This is a genomic window from Planktothrix sp. FACHB-1365 (assembly GCF_014697575.1).
Taxonomy (GTDB): Bacteria; Cyanobacteriota; Cyanobacteriia; order Cyanobacteriales; family Microcoleaceae; genus Planktothrix.
In genome coordinates this window covers 18277-38751 of the sequence record NZ_JACJSC010000031.1, presented here as the reverse complement: position 1 = coordinate 38751, position 20475 = coordinate 18277, and the positions used below count along the sequence as shown (strand labels likewise).

The following is a 20475-nucleotide window of genomic DNA, read 5'->3' as shown; positions in this document are numbered from 1 at the left end:
TCAGCTAAAAACCCAGTCTCTCTATCCCCATTAAATCTTATTTTTAAGATTTTTGAGAGAAACCAGGTTTTATTTTAGGGCTGAATTTGGTAATTTAAGCTAAAACCGAATGTTCTGGACGAGCAAAAATCATTCGACCTGCGGAAGTTTGTAGAGAACTGGTCACAATAACGCGCACCTGATCTCCGACATATTCACTTCCATCTTCCACGACAACCATTGTGCCATCATCTAAATAGCCAATTCCTTGAGAAGGTTCTTTTCCTTCTTTTCTAATTTTTAACTCAATAATATCCCCTGGTAAATAGGAGGGACGAATGGCTTGAGCTAAATCATTAATATTCAGAACTGGAACTTGCTGTACCGTTGCGACTTTGGATAAATTGTAATCATTCGTTAACAGCGTGCCGTTAATTTCTTGAGCAAATCTCACTAATTTTGCATCCACTGTTTGAGGTTCTTCATAATCAGCCGGATGAATGGAAATTTGATCAGGATAGTCTTCCCGCAGACGGTTGAGAATATCTAATCCTCGCCGTCCCCTGATTCGTTTTTGATCATTAGAAGCATCGGCTACTAATTGTAATTCCTGTAAAATAAACTGAGGAACTAAAATTTGCCCTTCAATGAAACCCGTTTCTAACAAACTTTCAATCCGGCCATCAATAATACAGCTTGTATCAATGACTTTTGTATAGGCAGGTTTTAGGGTTCCTTCTGCCAACAACATTGATTCTAAACTATTGGGATTAATAATTCTGAAAAATGCTCGTCCGTGAGTATCCGCTAAATTAACCCCAGTAAATCCAAACATGACACTGCATAACACCGCTAACAAGGGTTTAATAAACCCAACTTCACGGGGAATAGGCAGTAAAAATAAAGGCGCTAACATTAAATTAGCCACTAATAATCCAATCACTAAACCAATCGCACGGGTGATTAAAACATCCAGTGGCATCTGACGAATTTGTTCTTCTAAACGGCGATAGGTGGTTTGCACCACTAAACCCATCACGCCTCCGATTAAGGCGGTAAATGCACCTGTAACGGATCGCAGTCCTTCGATATTGGTGACTTGATCGAGTACAGGTTTCGGAAGCAATTCAATGCCGTAGAAGCCCGTTCCAGCACCAGCTATTATGAATAAAATAATAATGATTGCATCTAGCATGATTTTAAGCCGATGGAAGTGGGTTGGAAATCCTGTTGAGGATATCCGCAGGTTTGGGTACTATTATATCTTCTGTCGGAAACCTGATCTGTATTCAAGTGTTAGGGAAAACCGACTGCATCTATCCATCCTCCCTTAAGTTTGGCATTCGAGATCACTCTAAACCCGCTTGTACCTATACTCTCTACATCTTGATGGGTTCAAGGTTTACTGTTTCATACCTAATCAAACTTCTAATTTCTTTACAAACAATTTAGAATTGAAGATACAAATGTTGATAAAATTCCATGAATGCTAATCCTCTTGTTAACAAAATTCAGCCTCCGGTATCATTTCAAGATTTAGAACCGCCCAAATCTGCCTATTTACATATTCCTTTTTGTCGTCGCCGTTGTTTTTACTGTGATTTTGCTGTTGCGGTTGTGGGCGATCGCAAACACGGGGATAATTCTACAATGATTCAAGATTATGTCGATATTTTATGTCAAGAAATTGATCAAGAATCTGTAATTGTTCCAGCTTCTAACTTAAATACAATTTTTTTGGGAGGGGGAACTCCTTCGTTATTATCTGTTCATCAGCTTCAGAGGATTTTAAACACCGTTGATCAAAAATTGGGTATTGCTAAAAATGCAGAAATTTCCATGGAAGTTGACCCCGGAACCTTTGATCGAGAAAAATTACAGGGTTTTGTGAATCTAGGAATCAATCGGGTGAGTTTAGGGGTTCAAGCCTTTCAAGATAAATTATTACAATTAGCAGGGCGATCGCATACCGTTGAGGAAGTTTTTACCGCGATTAATATTATTGAAAAAGTAGGAATTCAAAACTGGAGTTTAGATTTAATTTCTGGTTTACCTGAACAAACCCTCAAAGATTGGGAATTGTCTCTAAAAAAACTATTACAAATTAACCCTAATCATGTTTCGATTTATGATTTAATTGTCGAAGATAAAACGCCTTTTTCCCGCTATTATACTCCGGGTGAATTTCCTTTACCTTCTGAAGAAGCTACAACTCAAATGTATCGTTTAGCTCAACAATTATTAACACAAGCAGGATACGAACATTATGAAATTTCAAACTATGCCAAACCGGGTTTTCAATGTCAGCATAATTTAGTGTATTGGAAAAAACAATCCTATTATGGGTTTGGCATGGGTGCGGCGAGTTATCTTCAAGGTTATCGTTTAACAAGACCTCGAAAACGCCTAGAATATTATGCTTGGGTGAAAGGGGATCATTCTGATGATATGAGTGAATTTGTGAATACAACTCAAGAACAATTATTAGAAACCTTAATGTTAGGATTACGGTTATCAGAAGGCATTAATTTAGAAGCATTATCCCAACAATTCGGAACAGATACACTACACAATATTATAACACTATTAATGCCTTTTTATCAAGAAGGTTTAGTTCAATTTTTAGATATTAATCAGAATTTAATTCAACCTAACTTTAATCAAGGCTTAATCCGATTAACTGACCCCGATGGTTTCTTAGTATCCAATCAAATTCTATCAACAGTATTCGCCGGATTAAGCGAACTGTAGTTGAGGTTTAATCCTCTTCTCTATAGCAAGTCTAAATCATTTGTACAAATAGCTGGAAATCCGAATAATCCTAGGGGCGAGGCGCGCCTCGCCCCTACACACCGAATTTGTGTCCATTTTTTAGGGTTAATAATCTTGATATCATGATGAGTGTACAATTCATTTAGACTTGCTATATTGTTGTAAGTCTTAGGAGAAAAAGAGATGACAACACCCGAATTTAACTTTTTCCAACAATGGTATCCTCTAGTTCTTCTAGCCGATCTTGACCCCAAATATCCCAAACAAATCACCCTATTGGGAATGCGTTTAGTGATTTGGAAACCCAAAGATCAACAACAATATCAAGTCTTTTTAGATGAATGTCCCCATCGTTTAGCCCCCTTAAGTGAAGGCAGAATTGATGAAAAAACGGGAAATTTAATGTGTAGTTATCACGGTTGGGAATTCAATTCTCAAGGTGTGTGTACCCGAATTCCCCAAGCCGAAAACCCGGAATTAGTGAAAGATAAATTTTGTGTTCAAAGCTTTCCCACCCGTGAACAACAGGAAATTTTATGGGTTTGGACTGATCCATTATCTCCTGAATTAGCTGCAAAAACTCCCTTAGCTTTATCCCCTCAAATTGATGCTAAAAAAGGATTTGTTTGGAGTTCTTTTTTTCGAGAATTAGACTATGATTGGCAAACGTTAGTCGAAAATTTAGTTGATCCCAGTCACGTTGCTTTTGCTCATCATGGGTTACAAGGAAGACGAGAAAATGCTCAACCGATTACGTTTGAAATTCTCCAATCAACAATCCAGACTCTTGAAGCGACAATCTCTGTTGCAGGTCGTACAATTAAATTTCATCCCCCTTGTTATATAGAATATCAAATTGAATTCCCTAACGGTAAAAAAGTAGGAATTGTGGCTTATTGTATTCCTGTTTTACCCGGAAAATCACGATTAATTGGTTTCTTTCCTCAAAACTTTAATAAAACCTTAGTTCAGATTAAACCTCGATGGTGGGAGCATATTATGTTGCGGAATTTAGTCATGGATAGTGATATGATGCTACTGCATCAACAGGAACGCTTGTTACAACAAAATCACCCGAATCAAACCTGGAAAACCGCTTATAAAATGCCAACCAGTGCTGATCGTTTAATTATTGAATTTCGTAAATGGTTTGAGGAATATTGTCACGGACAGTTACCTTGGAAACAGCTTAATATTCCGGTTCCTGAATATTCCCCTGTTAATGATAACCGTCGTCAAGTTATGGATATCTATCACCAACATACCCAACATTGTAGTAGCTGTCGAAATGCTTTAAAAAATATTCAACGGTTACAATTAGGGTTATTAATTTACTTCGTATTAACGGTTTCTACTGTAGCCTTAATGTCAGATTCTCTTCGGTCACACTGGGGATTTCCCTTAATGGCGATCGCCCTTTTAGGATTAGGAATATATGGAGGATTAAAATATTATTTAGAGCCTAAATTTTATTTCGTGGATTATATTCACGCAGACAAAAAGTAGGATGAATTTTTCCCGCTCAAAACACCCTAAAAAAACAGCCCATCAAAACTCTATCCTGAATAGGATTTTGATGGGCGAAGCTCATCCTACTTTAAACCGTTACCGATTTTTCTAATATTAATTTAGAGCGTTTTACTTTTTCAGGAATATCAATCGGATAATTCCCAGTAAAACAAGCCGAACAGAAGGTATTGGGATCTTCCCGTGTTGCTTTTAACATTCCTTCCCAACTCAAATAAGCTAAAGTATCTACCCCAATTTGTTGACGAATTTCCTCAATAGATTTCGTCGCCGCAATCAATTGTTCCTGACTATCCGTATCAATTCCATAAAAACAAGGATGGGTTACTGGAGGAGAAGAAATTCTCATGTGAACTTCTTTTGCACCCGCATCCCGTAGCGCCTTAACAATTTTGCGACTGGTTGTTCCTCGGACAATTGAATCATCCACAATAATCACCCGTTTACCTTCTAATACATCCCTTAACGGGTTTAACTTCATGCGAATTCCCGACTCGCGCATACTTTGGGTCGGTTGAATAAACGTCCGTCCCACATAACGATTTTTAATTAAACCTTCAGCAAAAGTAACGCCGGACTCTTGGGAAAATCCAATGGCGGCGGGAATTCCAGAGTCGGGAACGCCGATGACAATATCCGCATCTACAAAGGATTCTCTGGCTAAAATCCGCCCAATTTCCATGCGATAACTATAGAGACTTTCGCCACACATGACACTATCAGGACGGGCAAAATAAATCATCTCAAACACACACAATTTCCGCGCAGGTTTCGGACTCCAGTGAAAGGATGCCATTCCTTCTTCGCTGATCCAAACCAGTTCCCCAGGTTCCACATCCCGCAGATATTCTGCCCCAATAATATCTAATCCGCAGGTTTCTGAGGCTAAAACATACCGTTTGGGATTTGTCGGTAACGTTCCAATCACTAAAGGTCGAATTCCATTGGGGTCACGCACTCCCATTAATCCTTTTGGAGTACCTATGACTAAACTATAAGCTCCTTGGCAGAGGTTAAAGGCACTTAACGCTCCTTCCAACCAATCTTTGCCATTATTGACTTCTGAGGCGATGGCTAAGGCAATCATTTCGCTATCCGTCGTGGTCAGAAAGTCAAATTCACGCTTGGTTAATTCCTCACGCAATTCCCCAGTATTGACTAAATTACCATTATGTGCTAACGCGAGGGAACCTAAACGAGTTGAGACGACCGCAGGTTGAGCATTCACCACCCGACTCGATCCCGTGGTGGAATAGCGGGTATGGCCCACCGCAATATGGCCAACGAGGTCGTTTAATAGCACTTCGTTGAAGACTTGGGACACTAAACCCATGTCTTTATGTAGATGTACCTTGTCGCCCTCAAAGGTGGCAATTCCGGCGGATTCTTGGCCTCGGTGTTGGAGCGCGTACAGACCAAAATAAGCCAGTTTTGCAACATCCTCACCCGGAGCATAAACCCCAAAAACGCCACAGGCTTCTTCTGGTTTATCAGGTCTGTGATCATCAACCTGGGCAGAGTGCGTATCAAGGGAATCGTTTGGAATCATGTTACGGTTTGGCTCCTGATTGGCAAAGTCAGATGGTGGGAACGATATAACGCTACTGGATTATAGAGGTAGAATGACTAAAAAGTTAATATTCTCTTAATCTTGTCCCTCTTTACTGTAGCTTATTTGACACGGATCAGGAAATAAAATCAGTCATCAGTGATCAGTGATCAGTTATCAGTGTGTAGGACTCAGATTTTGATCATTGGTTAACATCTTAATGAACCCGCCTGTACAGACTCCCGCTATGCGAGTGAATCAACTGTCTATTTCTCGACTGATCAGTGATTATTCATAACCGTCGTTCAATAGCGTTTTCATAGGAAACCTGCATTTCTGCAACATTAACCTCTATTAAGCTCTGATCATCAGCCGTGAGAATTTGTAAAGATTCAGACACCGACCCCACAGAACCTAAGTTTTGCCAAATGTCGTTTTCTACTCCTAACTGTTGTTGTAGATAGGTTTCCCAAACGGATTGATTTTCAGGATTAACAGAAACCAAAATCCGTCCCCCGCCTTCTGCGAACAGAATATTATCCCAACGGACAGAAGCGGTAGAACTTAAACTCAGCTTAACCATTGCGCCTTTTTGACTACTCATGCAGCATTCAGCTAAGGCCACCGCTAACCCTCCTTCTGCACAATCATGGGCCGATTGAATCCATCCTTGACGAATGCCTTCCCGACAAGCCGCTTGTACCTTTTGTTCTAACTCAAAATCCACTCGTGGCGGTTTCCCTGCAATGGTGTGATGAACTACAGCCAGATATTCAGATGCTCCTAACGTGGGTAAAGTTTTGTCATCCCCCAAAAGATAGATTAAATCCCCTGAATTTTGCCAAGCTTGGCCACAAATTTTCGTTAAATCCGCAATTAATCCCACCATTCCCACCACTGGGGTCGGATAAATAGATTCAGGATTTCCCTCTGCATCAAGGGTTTCATTGTAAAGCGACACATTCCCCCCCGTAACAGGAGTATTAAACGCTTTACAGCCATCAGAAATTCCCCGACAAGCTTCGGCTAATTGCCAATATCCGATGGGTTTTTCCGGGCTGCCAAAATTTAAGTTATCCGTCACCGCCACAGGTTCAGCCCCCACACAACTTAAATTCCGGGCAGCTTCGGCAACTGTTGCTTTCGCTCCTTCGTAGGGGTCAAGATAGACATACCGAGAGTTACAGTCTACCGTTGCTGCTAATCCCTTATTAACTGACCCTTGAAAATTCGGAATAGGTTCTAAGGGGCGTAAGCGAATTACTGCTGCATCTCCGCCCCCAGGAACTAAAACCGTATTATTCTGAACTTGATGATCATATTGACGATAAACCCAGCGTTTAGAAGCAATAGAAGGAGTATCTAATAATGTTAATAAAACCTGATTCCACGATTGAAATTCTCCGTTAATTTCCAGTCCTGATATTGTAGATTGAGGTAAAGATTCCGGTGTCCACTGCCATGCTTTTTGAGCATATTCTGGGGGTTCTGATAATATTTCTCGCGGATATAAAGGTGTATTTTCTGCTAAAGCATCGGCTGGAATTTCCGCCGCAATTCCCCCTTTAAATAAAATTCTAACGATGGGTTCTGCAATGACTGTTCCTGCAACAACCGCTTGCAATCCCCATCGATGGAAAATCTCAATTAACTCTTGTTCTCGTCCTTTTTGAGCCACAAATAACATTCGTTCTTGAGATTCCGATAACAGATATTCATAGGGAACCATCCCCGTTTCTCGTACCGGAATTAAGTCTAAATCCAGTTCAATTCCGACTCCACCTTTTGCCGCCATTTCTGACGTTGAACAGGTAATTCCTGCGGCTCCCATATCTTGGGCTGCTACCACCGCCCCGGTTTTAAACGCTTCTAAACACGCTTCAACTAAAGACTTTTCTAAAAACGGATCTCCCACTTGTACTGCGGGGCGATCTTGGATCGATTCTTCGCTTAATTCGGCACTAGCAAAACTCGCGCCACCCATGCCATCCCGTCCGGTTGTTGACCCTACATATAAAACGGGATTTCCAATTCCTGAAGCTCCAGATTTAACAATTTCTGGGGTTTCCATTAACCCAATTGCCATCGCATTAACTAGGGGATTTCCATTATAAGCCGGATCAAAATAAACCTCTCCCCCAACGGTGGGAACCCCGAAACAATTGTGAGTTACAATTCCAGATGTTGTCACAAATAAGTGAGTATTCTCTACTTCAACATCGTAGACATTACACAATTCAACATTGTGAGTTTCCACACTTCTAACTTTAACAAAAGCTAACTCATTAGAAACTTCAAAACGAGGGAAAGAATATCGATTTCCCTGATAACGATTTAAAGCCTCAACCAGTTGTTCATCTCGATCTTGAGAAAAAATTTGAGTCAAAGAAGTGAGTCCTGAAATATTACTCACTTCTAATTCCCAAAATGGTAAACTTTGATAAGGGCGACCTTCAATTTCTCCAGTAGCAGAAGGGCGATAATGAATAGAAGGGACTGCACCTTGGCTTTGAATTAATGCTAAAGCTTGTTCAAATAATTTTTGGCTAGTCGAACCAAAGGCAATTTTAGCATGACTGCCGTTTGTTTTGGTCGTAAAGGAACCATCCCCTCGCATTAATCCTTTTAAGGCTTCTCTTTGTAAATGTTTGGGCCATGTAAAAACAAAACTAGGAAAAGCTTTATTTGCTGCACCTTGTCCACATTGCCAAACCTCTTTTAAGACATATCCTAAAAGCCAAGATGTCGCATAAACAGCAATTGTTGATTGTCGTTTTTCAATACAGGGGCGTAGTCCTAAATCTTTGAATCCCTGTACAACATCATCAACATATTCTTGTTCATGTAAAGCAAATGTCAGGATAATTTTGTAAGTATTACCGTTAGCAGAAACACACCCTTCTGAAAGATAATAGCCGAGGAAACGAGCAAAGGTTTCATCAGGTTTTATTACGGCTTTCATGTAGTTAGCTTTACCACTTCTACGGAATAGCAAAATATCCAATCGTTGCACATTCAGAAGCGTTTCTAATTGTAGGAAATAGGGTAAAGGCAAATAACGTTTATGAATATATTGATAACGGTTAGTAGCCGAGGGTTCTAATCGGCATAATTCAGCCCGAATGGTTTCTGTTGGTTGCCACGTTTCAGGCAGTTGAACATAAACATTGTGTCGCCCTTGATGAGAGTTATTTAAGGTTTCTAATAAATCTAGGGTAGGAATCTCCTCAACAGCTTGAAAATCGGGTAAAGGTAAATTAATCAGTAAGGGAATTAAATCCCCTTCTTTTAGCAACTTAGCTTCTCGCACACACCATTGCCCATCTTCTAATAGTAAAGTTAAATGATCAGGAGTCACCGTTAAAGTCCGTCCTAATGCCGTGCGGAAGGTAATCAGAGTTTGAGTTTGTCGCTTAAACACCCTGGTAACAGGTTGCCAACAGCTTTGTTGAGTTTTTGGGTCAATGGACAGTGTTGCAATACCAAGAGCTTGATTAAGTTCAGTTGTCGTTTCGTTAGGGAGAAGACGAGATTCAACAAAATTACCAATGGTGTCAAAATAAATCCCCTGATTATCCCGCCACACGAACCTTTCACTGGCAATTAAACAATTCCCATAATGAGAAATACCAGAAACAACCCCTTTAAAGATTTGTCGAGTTCGGGAATCTTCTAAAGAACCAAACCGTAAAGAATTTAATGCAGCAATAGGACGCGCCCCCATTGTAAAGATATCTCTTAATATTCCCCCCACTCCTGTTGCAGCGCCTTGGAAGGGTTCAATAGCTGAAGGGTGATTATGGGATTCGATTTTAAAGGCTATATGTAGTCCATCCCCAAAGTCTACCACTCCGGCATTTTCTCCGGGGCCAACTAAAATTCGTTCTCCAGTGGTGGGAAATTGTTTGAGGAGGGGACGGGAATTTTTATAACAACAGTGTTCACTCCACATCACGCCAAACATCCCCAATTCTGCTTTATTGGGGTGTCGTTCTAAGCGTCGGACTATTTCTTCATATTCTTCGGGTTTAATGCCTTCAGAGGCGATTTCTTCAGCAGAAAAGGGACAATTAATTTCGGTAGACATGGGTTAAGCGATCGCACTTTGCAGACAGCATTATTTATTTTATATTAAAAGGGAACAGGGAACAGGGATAATACTTCTGGCTGTTTCATGTCAGTTGTCAATCATTACAACCTCCGTCTCGAAGGCGCGGATTGCTATAGTTAATCTGATGTTTTACTAACTGATGCAAAAGATGGCGAATTCTTGGGGTTAAAATGATCTGATCTTCTTCAAATTCCTCAATGGTTTTACCCGCCACAGAATAAGTAACTTTCAATCCTTGAATTAATGTTTCTTTGCCATCAACTTGGGCTCTCTCACATTCTCCCGAAAAACTCAAAGAAAAATTACTCAAATCTCCATTTTTTTTGAAGGATGATAAGAATAATATATCATGTGCTTGTGAAGCCATAAAATATTGATCATAGCCTTCTTTTCTCATAGACTTTACCAGTTCCGTCATAAGGTTAGCGAGTTCATTGTTCATAGACAAGAATCTACTAGGCGCGTAAAATTTTTCCAGGCTGTCCCAACTTTGAATCCGTTTACCTTCAATTAAGTTTTCTTGCTCGTAAAAATCGGCAAGATTTTCCATCTCAACCCAAGGAAATTCTGTTTGGATTTGGGAGAGTAAGGCGCGATCGCATATCCACCGCTTTAAAAGTTTTGCCAAACTTGTTCGATCTTGAGTTTTGAGGGTAAATAGTAGGGTATTATTTCCATAGAAAGCTGCATTTAGAATTTGGCTTTGATGATCAAAAGCAATATTGTATTTTCGATCATCACTTTCAAACCAAAGTTTATAGTTATAGGAAAGACAACGCTCAATCTTGACTAATTTCGATAAGTTTGGATCAGCAGCAACTAAATCCTTATAGACGTTGATTATATCTCGTTTGCATCGGTCAATAAATGAAAACTTCTTGTAGAGGATAGAAAGTTCGTCCCCTCGAATCCAGTCATCCACCGCGTTAATTGTATCAAGTTTTGAGGATGTCCGTCCCGTCGCTACTCTTTTAGAATTTTTCCCAAATGAGATAAAATATTCAGGAGTTCCAAACTGATCAAAGCATTCTATAGAACAAATCTTAAAACCAGATTTTACCCAACAACACCAATGAACACCAGCACCTTTTATGGAACAGATAATAGGCGGAATTCTATTAACAAACTTTTTTTTAAGATCCCTATACAAATCCTGAGCATGATCTTTTTCAAGGTATCTCATAAAATTAATGCAGTTTTATGGTGATCTAAAATGACTATTCCCCAAATTAAAAATTATTCTATGCTCATTCCTCTATCAGTTGTTTTAGTTCATTAATATTAGAGGAAAACTTCAATTCTCCTTTTTGCTCTTCTACCTGCGCCAACTGAAAGTTATCATAGATCTGATCACGGCGTTCTTCACGGATGTATTGCTGGAGCAAGATTGAAATTTCTTGCTTTTCATCCGTAGAAAGACTTTTGATCACCTCGACTACATCATGAAAAGTTGTCATTTGTTAAACCTCAATGTATTGACCCATCTTTTGATTAATTATCCCATAGGATAGATTTCAATACCCCTAAGTCGGGAGAGCCTGCTACAAGATGATCCATTCGGTATTTCCCATAATTGCCTCATGATCTTCCCCCAAATTAACAATTATTCCATCCATCAATATTGGATGAATCAAGCCTTAGAATTAGCGCAACAAGCGGGAGAAGCGGGAGAAGTGCCCGTTGGAGCTATTATTATTGATCAGAATAATCAATTAATTGCCCAAGCTCAAAACCGCAAAGAACGAGACTATGATCCGACGGCTCATGCAGAAATATTAGTGCTACGGGAAGCAGGTAAAATCTTAAAAAATTGGCATCTCAATACTTGTACCCTCTACGTTACTTTAGAACCCTGTCCGATGTGTACCGGAGCAATTTTACAAGCTCGTTTAGGGTTATTAGTTTATGGTGCAGACGATCCTAAAACGGGTACTATTCGCACCGTTGCGAACCTTCCTGATAGTGCTTGTTCGTTTCATCGGTTATCGGTTTTAGGAGGAATATTAGAATCTTCCTGTCGTCAACAGTTACAAGCTTGGTTTGCTCAAAAACGCCATTGAACAGCTTTGCTAAACAGACAATAGAAAAACTGTCCTGAACCCCATAGATAATCCCTTTTAAACTTTTTAATCTAAAGTTAAGAGGTTTATTTGATCCAGAAAACCATTATGCTCATCCTTGACTCTCATCAATCTTCTGCAAGAATGTCCATCCCGACAAAGGAAACACCCACTAATTCTGATGTTTCCCCCTGGTTAGCTTCCCTGGTTTACCCCTTGGGACGATATTTTGTTTTACCGTTCTATTTCAAATCCCTGGAAGTCATTGGCCAAGAACATCTTCCCAAACAAGGCCCTGTTATTTTAGCACCGACCCATCGTTCTCGTTGGGATGCCCTGATCGTTCCCTTTGCGACGGGTCGCCATGTCACCGGACGAGATTTACGATTTATGGTGACAGTGGATGAAATGAAAGGACTCCAAGGCTGGTTTATTCGTCATTTAGGGGGGTTTGCGGTGAATCAAAAACACCCGACTATTGCCACCCTCCGTTATGGGGTAGAATTACTTCACCAAGGAGAAATGTTAGTCATTTTTCCAGAAGGTAATATTTTTCAGGATCATCAAGTTCACCCGCTCAAACCGGGACTCGCTCGTTTAGCACTACAAGCGGAAACTAGCTATCACAATTTAGGGATTAAAATTGTACCGATGTCCTTACAGTATGATCCGATTATCCCCCATCAAGGTGCTCGTGTTCAAGTTAGGATTGGTTCGCCCTTATCGGTTCTTGATTATGCTCAAGGTTCGATTAAGAAAAATGCTCAATCTCTGATGCAAGATTTAGAATTTGCTCTCCATCAAATTGATCAGTAATAACCGTTATAATCAAGATTAAGAGTCAGCAATATGTTGTTTGGATTGAATCAATACGAATGAACTCTAGCTTGAATTTCCAGCCCGGTCAGATTGTGAGATTAAATCATCTCAACCGTTGTTTATATGCAGAAGTCATTCAAGTTGTCGAATTTCGGGGAGTGTGTTGGGTACGCCCTTTGATGTTAATTGAAAGGTTAGCCGAGCAGGATCAAGGTGATTATTTGGATTTTCCGAATACTCCAGAATCCTTGATTTTGTACAATTTGCAACAAAGCCCTGATTTAATTTGGCCGACTCAGTTATTTAGAGCCGCTTTAGATACGGAGGTGATTCCCTTCTTAGCTCAGTTAGACGCTCCAGAGGCTGATTTTCCGGGAATTAAACCCGTTAATGCTTGTTCTGCTCACCAACAATTGCGAGAGTTTATTCGTCTCGTTTGGCAAGCTTATCCTGATGTTTTTCAGTCTGTTGATCACCCTGAAGTTGATGTTAAATGAACTGAAAAACACGTTTAGTAAGCACCGTCCAGCTAATCGCTGAAAATATTTTATTTGGCTATATCAAAATTTTAAACTGTGAACTCATTAATGGCTAGAAATTAATCGAATACGACCTGCATCCATTTCTTCCATTAACAATTCTAAGGCTTCATAATCAACATCTGAAATATAACCCAGTCGGGTTAATTCTGTGTTAATTGCATTTTCGATTTCCGGGGTCAGACATTTGAAATAGAGTGCTTTTTCAACGAGTTTACGAATCATATTAGTTGCGGACATGGTAAGTACAGACAACTCAGATATCTTTATTGTCTTATGAATTTCCTGATCTGATGGTGATCGAGTCCTTTTTTGTTGAGTGATCCTTATCACTGAAGGGATGGGAACTTTACCAACATTTATTCCGTCCCCAGTCAATCCAACTTCGGGTATATTTTTCAGTGTTTTTGGATACATTCTTACCTGCTATTGAAAAGATGGCCGGAAAAATAAATCTATTGTGGGCGATTTCAGTTTAAAACATTTGATTCCATTTACGGATATTAATTCATGTGTTAATTGTTACTATTTTTTCCTAAATAGGGTTCTCGTATTTTAGCCTAATCCCCTTATTTAATCAGTTACACAACAATTCTTACTGAAAAAAACAATACCCTGATCAGAGTAACATTTTTACTCTAGGATTTGACCCCCAACGAATTACAGAAGGCTGCTACAATGATCAGATGACAAGATTCAATAAAGGTGAGGTTGACTTTGGCTGTCGCAGTAGAACAACTGATTACACCGGAAATTCACCAACCTGCACGTTATTTGGGTCAGGAGTTAGGCGCGAAACGTAAACCCTGGGAGTCCGCCCGCGTGCGTTGGTCGTTAACTTATCCTGAAGTTTACGAGGTGGGAGTCTCTAATTTAGGCCATGTTATTCTCTACAATATTTTAAACACTCAACCTCGGCAATTGTGCGATCGCGCCTATCTTCCAGCACCGGATTTTGCTCAAAAATTACGCGATACCCAAACGCCTTTATTTGCGGTTGAGTCCCGTCGTTTTTTAATTGATTTTGATATTTTAGGATTTAGCCTCAGCTACGAATTAGGGGCAACTAATATCCTAGAAATGTTAGATTTAGCGCACATTCCTTTAACGTGGAAAGAGCGACAAAATTATTCGGTTTGGGAAACTGAAACTAATCCGAATCAACTCCATTATCCATTAATTTTTGCGGGAGGACAAACGGCAACTTCTAACCCTGAACCTTATGCTGATTTTTTTGATTTTATTGCGTTAGGAGATGGCGAAGAATTATTACCCGAAATTGGATTAATATTAGAAGAAGGTAAGAAGAATAACTTAAATCGAGAAGAAGTTTTATTAGATTTAGCGCAAATTCCAGGGGTTTATGTTCCCCAATTTTATCAGATGTCAGAAGAAGGTTCTGTTCATCCATTACGGGCTGATATTCCCGCTCAAATTTTAAGACGGGTTGCCGCCCCAATGCCCGCTTATTCGATTAAATTTGTGCCTTATGTCCAAACGGTTCATGATCGATTAGTGATTGAAGTTCGACGGGGTTGTACGAGGGGTTGTCGCTTTTGTCAACCGGGAATGTTAACTCGTCCGGCGCGAGATGTGGAACCGGAAGCGGTGATTCAAACTGTCGAAAAAGGCATGAAAGAAACGGGTTATAATGAATTTTCTTTATTATCTTTAAGTTGTTCTGATTATTTATCCTTACCCTCGGTGGGAATGGAAATTAAAAACCGCCTCAAAGATTACAATGTTAATTTAGCTTTACCGAGTCAACGGGTTGATCGCTTTGATGAAAATATTGCCAATATTATTGGGGGAACTCGACAAAGTGGGTTAACTTTTGCCCCAGAAGCGGGAACTCAACGAATGCGAGATATTATTAATAAAGGGTTAACCAATGAGGAATTATTAAAAGGAGTTAAAACTGCCTTTGAACAAGGTTGGGATAAAATTAAACTCTATTTTATGATTGGTTTACCCGGAGAAACCGATGCGGATGTATTAGGAATAGCCGAAACAGTTGCTTGGTTACAACGGGAATGTTCGGCTCAAGATCGCAGAAAATTAAACTTTAATTTAACCATTTCTAACTTTACCCCCAAACCTCATACTCCGTTTCAATGGCATTCAGTTTCGACCACAGAATTTGAACGGAAACAAAAATTATTAAGGCATGAATTTCGCCGGATGAAAGGGGTAAAAGCGAATTTTACTGATGTTAGAATATCAGCAATGGAGGATTTTGTTGGTCGAGGCGATCGCCGTTTAGGAACAGTTGTCCGTAGAGCTTGGGAACTCGGCGCGGGAATGGACTCCTGGTGGGAAAGTTTAGATCGGGCTTTTGGTGCTTGGACACAGGCGATCGAAGAAGCGGGTTTAAGTTGGAAATATCGTCGAGTTGAAAGCGGAGAATGGAGTTTAATCCAATTAGCAGGGAACAGGGAATTACGAATTACGAATTACGAATTACGAATGGGGAACAGGGAACAGGGAACAGGGAACAGGGAAGAAAAGGATTATGAACGATTATTAGATCAGCCGTTACCTTGGGATCATATTAATAGTGGAATTGATAAAAATTGGTTAAAAGAAGATTTAAAACGGGCTTTAGAAGCGGCGACGGTTGCTGATTGTTCCTTTGAAGGATGTTCCCATTGTGGCGTTTGTGGAACGGATTTTGGTCATAATATTGTGATAGAACCTCCGGCTATTCCGCAATTTTCTGGTGAATTTATTCCGAATACTCAAAAAGTTCAACGGTTAAGAGTTTGGTTTGGCAAATTAGGGGATATGGCGTTAGTCGGACATTTGGATTTATTAAAATTATTAGATCGGGCGGTTCGTCGGGGTTCTATTCCTCTAGCATTTACCGCCGGATATCGCCCTAGTCCGCGAATTTCTATTGCTTATGCCTTACCATTAGGGGCAACCAGTAGCGGAGAAATTGTTGATTTTGAATTAACAGAATTGATTGATTTAGAAGAATTTCGCCAAAAATTAACAGAAGGTTTACCCGAAACAATACCCCTATATTCTATCCAAGATATTCCGGTCAATGCTCCTTCCTTAACGGATGCTGTTAAACAAGCAGAATATCATTTAACCATCCAATGGAAATCCGAAACCGGAAATTCACCCCAATGGTTAGAGTGGATTAATAGTGTTAAAGCCAGATCAGAAATTCTATGGGAAAAAACTACAAAATCAGGGAAAAAGAAATTAATCAATTTACGAGAACAGTTACAGGAACTGGATATGATTTCCCCCGAAGGGACAGTGCTGCGTTATGTCGGAACTTGTCTCAATGATGGGACACAACTGCGACCGGAACATATTATTGAGATGTTAGAACAAGTGACTCAGCAAGAGTTTCAATTGTTACACATCCACCGTCAGCAGCTTTTAACCCACGACTAACAAAGTTCTACAGACTGAGAAAATTTGCATTTCATCCAGTGTTATCGGAAATGTTGGGTTTAAAACCCCGTCACGAACGACAAACTCAGGGCAAGCTCTTCTAGGACGGCTTGTTATTCAGTTTTGTGTTAAAATGTTCGAGGTCGTAAAAAACCCACCCTATCAAAGATACTCCAAAACCCAATAACAAGGTTGAAAGTCCTGTGGGGTTGACGATGAGAAAGGGGAAGCGGAGGTAAGGCAATGGTTCAGTCCAACCTTGAACGCATCAATTAACAAATTAAAAAAGTTTAACTTCGTTCACTCAGTTAAACTTAAGTCGCCGGAGGGCATTCGGAGGGATGCCAAACGGACGTGGAGATTGGGTAAGACCTAAACACTTAGGCATTGATCTGTGAAGCGTCAACCCCATTCAGCGACCCTTGTGGCGTGGTGAATAATCCACTCGCCTTTAGGCAGTGGAGGATGTCAAGCCAAAGTCACCTTGATGGCTGACGACAGTTGTATAAAACCCGATCCTGATTTAGAAAGGATGGGAAAATATTGGACAACTCTTTGTCAATTGATAATCATTCGATAGTCAAGAATCAAGGGTTTAGAAAGGTTGAGCTTTGAAACCCCAACCAACTTTTAGGAGTAGCGTACCTGTCCCTTGGGCGGTTGAGAAATCCAGAAACCTTAATGTTGCTGAAAGTTAGGGAAATCAGGAAAAAAGTAGCGAAGTCTCGTGTGGGAACATTCGCTTTCTTGAATAGAACTAGGGGGAAGGTTGTTCCAAGGTTAAGCCTGTAGAGAATCATCTTTGATGGGAATACCGACTTAGAAGGATCTCAATACAGGAAAAAATAAGGTCAATATCCAAAATTGTCCTAGGGTTGCAGTAGCTCAAATTCAATTCATTTGATTTGCAATGTGGCATTTTGTTTATGCCAGTATTTGACAATAAAACTTTTTCTGGTATATGTCTTAAGACCAGAACAAAACAAACTTACCTGAAGGGCTTAGGTTTAAGTCCAGTTCAGTGAGGATTAGGGGATATTGTGTAGCTTAGACCGTGCGATCTAAGCTGTACGCTCTAAAAAACTTTTGGGAAGGCGGATACGGTGTGCTGAGTCTGTCAAGAGGGAAACCCCTGTCAAACCCAAGTATCGTTTTACACAGAAAATGATGAAGGCTAACGGATAACAAATAACCTGCTTTCATTTCAGTTGCCCATAACGGTTTAAGGCTGACGTTTGATGGATTTTTGCGATGGGATTAGGTTAGGTATTAACCGTTATTTTTTAAACAATTACTCACCTAATTTCCTCCGGCTGCCTGTCTTCGGTTTTTAGTCTTCCTAAAGGGCGACAATTCGCATTCATAGATTTACTAATCACGTCAATATTGCGAGGTACACGCAACGTAGGTGCCTTCAATATGACTCAGTTTTGAGGGAATTGAATGTCAAAACAAATTATTATCGCAGAACAACAACGTATCGCGGCGGTTTTTTCAGAAGATCAAATTCAAGAACTGGTTGTAGCGACCGGAAATCACCAAGTCAGTGATATTTATCTGGGTATCGTTGAAAATGTCCTACCAGGGATTGATGCAGCATTTGTCAATATTGGAGATCCTGAGCGCAATGGATTTATCCATGTTTCCGACTTAGGGCCATTACGCTTAAAACGGACTTCCGGTTCCATCACCGAATTATTAACCCCCCAGCAAAAAGTGTTGGTGCAGGTGATGAAGGAACCCACGGGAACCAAAGGCCCCCGGTTAACCGGAAATATTTCCTTACCCGGACGGTATTTAGTGTTAATGCCTTATGGCAGGGGGGTAAATTTATCGCGGCGCATTCGTTCAGAAACAGAACGCAACCGTTTAAGGGCCTTAGCCATTTTAATTAAACCCTCTGGAATGGGGTTATTAGTGCGGACAGAAGCCGAAGGCATGGCCGAAGATGCGATTTTAGAAGATTTAGAAAGTCTGCAAAAACAATGGGAAGTCATTCAACAAGAAGCTCAATCTTCCCGCCCTCCGGCCTTGTTAAATCGAGATAATGACTTTATTCAACGGGTGCTGCGAGATATGTACAGCACCGAAGTTAACCGAATTGTGGTGGATAATAGCCCTGCGGTGAAGCGGGTCAAACAACATTTGATGAATTGGAGTGTCGGAAAAGCACCGCAAGGGGTGTTAATTGATCACCACCGAGAACGAATTCCGATTTTAGAGTATTTCCGAGTTAATGCAGCCATTCGAGAAGCCTTAAGACCCAGAGTTGATTTACCATCGGGCGGTTATATTATCATTGAACCGACGGAAGCTTTAACAGTAATTGATGTTAACTCTGGCTCCTTTACCCGTTCAGCGACATCACGAGAAACCGTGTTATGGACAAATTGTGAAGCCGCCACGGAAATTGCCCGTCAATTGAGGTTACGCAATATTGCTGGGGTGATTATTGTGGACTTCATTGATATGGATTCCCGCCGAGATCAATTACAAGTCTTGGAACATTTTAATAAAGTCTTGAAAGCCGATAAAGCCCGACCCCAAATTGCTCAATTATCAGAATTAGGGTTAGTGGAATTAACCCGTAAACGTCAAGGCCAAAATATTTATGAGTTGTTTGGGCGAACCTGTGCTACCTGTGGCGGTTTAGGTCATACCGTTCATCTACCGGGAGACATTGAACTCGAAATCGGAGAACCCCCCGCCGAACGAGTTGTCCTGACCAATAATCGGATTGTTCCCTCACCTGCGAGTAGTGAATCCCCAGAACGGCCTAGTTTACGCACTTCGATTTCCCCCTATGAACCCACTTCCCGGGAAGAACCCGAAGTCGTTGAATTTGATGCGTCTAATAATTTCCAAGAGTTAGAACTGCTCAACCATCCCAGTTATCAAGATATCGGAACCAGTAACGCCCGTCGCCGTCGCCGTCGAATTCGGGATATGGATTCGTTAACGCGAGATGAAGAAACCCCCCGGACTTCCCTGCGGATGTCTCCTCCGGTTCAATATGGCGAGCCTCGTTCGGATATAGGATTCAGTGAAGGGTTCTCCGCCCGAAGTGGATTTAGTGAACGCAGTCGTCCTACAAAATCCGAAATTATTAAACCCCCTGTGGAACCCCCGGAAGTCGTTTCGGTGGAAATGACCCCAGAAGAACAGGAAGTTTATGCGTTGATGGGGATTTCTCCCTTGATGCTCTCCCATCAACAGGTGAAAAACCCTCGTTCGGTGATTGTTACGGTTCGTTCCCCTGGGGAAGCCCCCGTGTCTCCCTCAACTCTCATCGATGAAGACTATGACGAACCCGACACTCCTGCAATTTCCATAGGGGTCACAGACCGGATTATCCCCGAACGGACGATTTCTGAGCGGATTATTCCTGAACGGACGATTTCTGAACGGATTATTCCTGAACGGACGATTTCTGAGCGGATTATCCCTGAACGGACAATTTCTGAGCGGATTATTCTGGAACGAGAAACACCAGAAGTTGAAGAACCGGAACCCACCCCAGAATTTTCTATTTTGGAAACCGATAACGAGGATTTCTCAGAAGAGTCTTCTGACTCAGACCATGAACCGGGTGAACCCATTATTCGTCGCCGTCGCCGTCGGTCTTCTGCGGTCACGGAGTAAGCTGTCCTATTCCAAGCTAGGGGTTAGAGGCTAGGGTGTGGGGCGAACGGAGTGAAGTAGAGAGTA

Annotated in this window: 13 protein-coding genes; 7 read left to right on the top strand and 6 right to left on the bottom strand. The window is 40.9% G+C overall.

All coding sequences use genetic code 11. From position 1 onward, the window contains the following. Nucleotides 1–94: 94 nt before the first annotated feature. Complete coding sequence (locus H6G57_RS23895; protein WP_190523216.1) at nt 95–1174, bottom strand: PIN/TRAM domain-containing protein; 1080 nt, start codon at nt 1172–1174, stop codon at nt 95–97. A 287-nt stretch (nt 1175–1461) separates the two neighbouring features. Between H6G57_RS23895 and hemW the strand changes: the two genes are divergently transcribed. Both hemW and H6G57_RS23885 read left to right on the top strand, forming a co-directional pair. Further along, on the top strand, nt 1462–2730 hold the full coding sequence (gene hemW, locus H6G57_RS23890) for a radical SAM family heme chaperone HemW (protein WP_190523214.1): 1269 nt from the start codon (nt 1462–1464) through the stop codon (nt 2728–2730). Nucleotides 2731–2934: 204 nt separating this feature from the next. After that, nucleotides 2935–4257 carry a Rieske 2Fe-2S domain-containing protein gene (locus H6G57_RS23885; RefSeq protein ID WP_190523212.1) on the top strand — a complete coding sequence of 441 codons (1323 nt, stop codon included), beginning with the start codon at nt 2935–2937 and terminating at the stop codon, nt 4255–4257. A 91-nt stretch (nt 4258–4348) separates the two neighbouring features. Here H6G57_RS23885 and purF read toward each other — a convergent pair whose 3' ends face one another. The 4 genes from purF to H6G57_RS23865 all read right to left on the bottom strand — a co-directional run bounded on the left by purF (nt 4349) and on the right by H6G57_RS23865 (nt 11395). Then, entirely contained in the window at nt 4349–5827 is a 1479-nt protein-coding gene (purF, locus tag H6G57_RS23880) for an amidophosphoribosyltransferase (protein WP_190523209.1), read from the bottom strand. 292 nt (nt 5828–6119) lie between these two features. Next, complete coding sequence (purL, locus tag H6G57_RS23875) at nt 6120–9914, bottom strand: phosphoribosylformylglycinamidine synthase subunit PurL (RefSeq protein WP_190523207.1); 3795 nt, start codon at nt 9912–9914, stop codon at nt 6120–6122. A 97-nt stretch (nt 9915–10011) separates the two neighbouring features. Next, nucleotides 10012–11121 carry a hypothetical protein gene (locus H6G57_RS23870; RefSeq protein ID WP_190523205.1) on the bottom strand — a complete coding sequence of 370 codons (1110 nt, stop codon included), beginning with the start codon at nt 11119–11121 and terminating at the stop codon, nt 10012–10014. Nucleotides 11122–11185: 64 nt separating this feature from the next. After that, entirely contained in the window at nt 11186–11395 is a 210-nt protein-coding gene (locus H6G57_RS23865) for a hypothetical protein (RefSeq protein ID WP_190523202.1), read from the bottom strand. Nucleotides 11396–11518: 123 nt separating this feature from the next. Here H6G57_RS23865 and tadA point away from each other — a divergent pair, with 123 nt between their 5' ends. The 3 genes from tadA to H6G57_RS23850 all read left to right on the top strand — a co-directional run bounded on the left by tadA (nt 11519) and on the right by H6G57_RS23850 (nt 13314). After that, nucleotides 11519–11998 carry a tRNA adenosine(34) deaminase TadA gene (gene tadA / locus H6G57_RS23860; RefSeq protein WP_190523200.1) on the top strand — a complete coding sequence of 160 codons (480 nt, stop codon included), beginning with the start codon at nt 11519–11521 and terminating at the stop codon, nt 11996–11998. Nucleotides 11999–12106: 108 nt separating this feature from the next. Further along, nucleotides 12107–12814: a 1-acyl-sn-glycerol-3-phosphate acyltransferase gene (locus tag H6G57_RS23855; protein ID WP_190523198.1), complete on the top strand. Its 708-nt coding sequence runs from the start codon at nt 12107–12109 to the stop codon at nt 12812–12814. Between the two features lie 59 nt (nt 12815–12873). Continuing rightward, the gene (locus H6G57_RS23850; protein ID WP_190523196.1) at nt 12874–13314 is read left to right on the top strand and encodes a hypothetical protein; all 441 of its coding nucleotides are present in this window, start codon (nt 12874–12876) and stop codon (nt 13312–13314) included. An 87-nt stretch (nt 13315–13401) separates the two neighbouring features. On the opposite strand, the gene H6G57_RS23845 is transcribed toward H6G57_RS23850, so the two are convergent. Next, nucleotides 13402–13596 carry a hypothetical protein gene (locus tag H6G57_RS23845; RefSeq protein ID WP_072719281.1) on the bottom strand — a complete coding sequence of 65 codons (195 nt, stop codon included), beginning with the start codon at nt 13594–13596 and terminating at the stop codon, nt 13402–13404. 477 nt (nt 13597–14073) lie between these two features. Here H6G57_RS23845 and H6G57_RS23840 point away from each other — a divergent pair, with 477 nt between their 5' ends. Both H6G57_RS23840 and H6G57_RS23835 read left to right on the top strand, forming a co-directional pair. Continuing rightward, a complete protein-coding gene (locus H6G57_RS23840) occupies nt 14074–16767 on the top strand; it encodes a TIGR03960 family B12-binding radical SAM protein (RefSeq protein WP_190523194.1) in 2694 nt (897 codons plus the stop codon). Nucleotides 16768–18210: 1443 nt separating this feature from the next. Beyond that, nucleotides 18211–20409, top strand: coding sequence for an Rne/Rng family ribonuclease (locus tag H6G57_RS23835; RefSeq protein WP_190523193.1), 2199 nt, complete (start codon nt 18211–18213; stop codon nt 20407–20409). Nucleotides 20410–20475 lie beyond the last annotated feature (66 nt).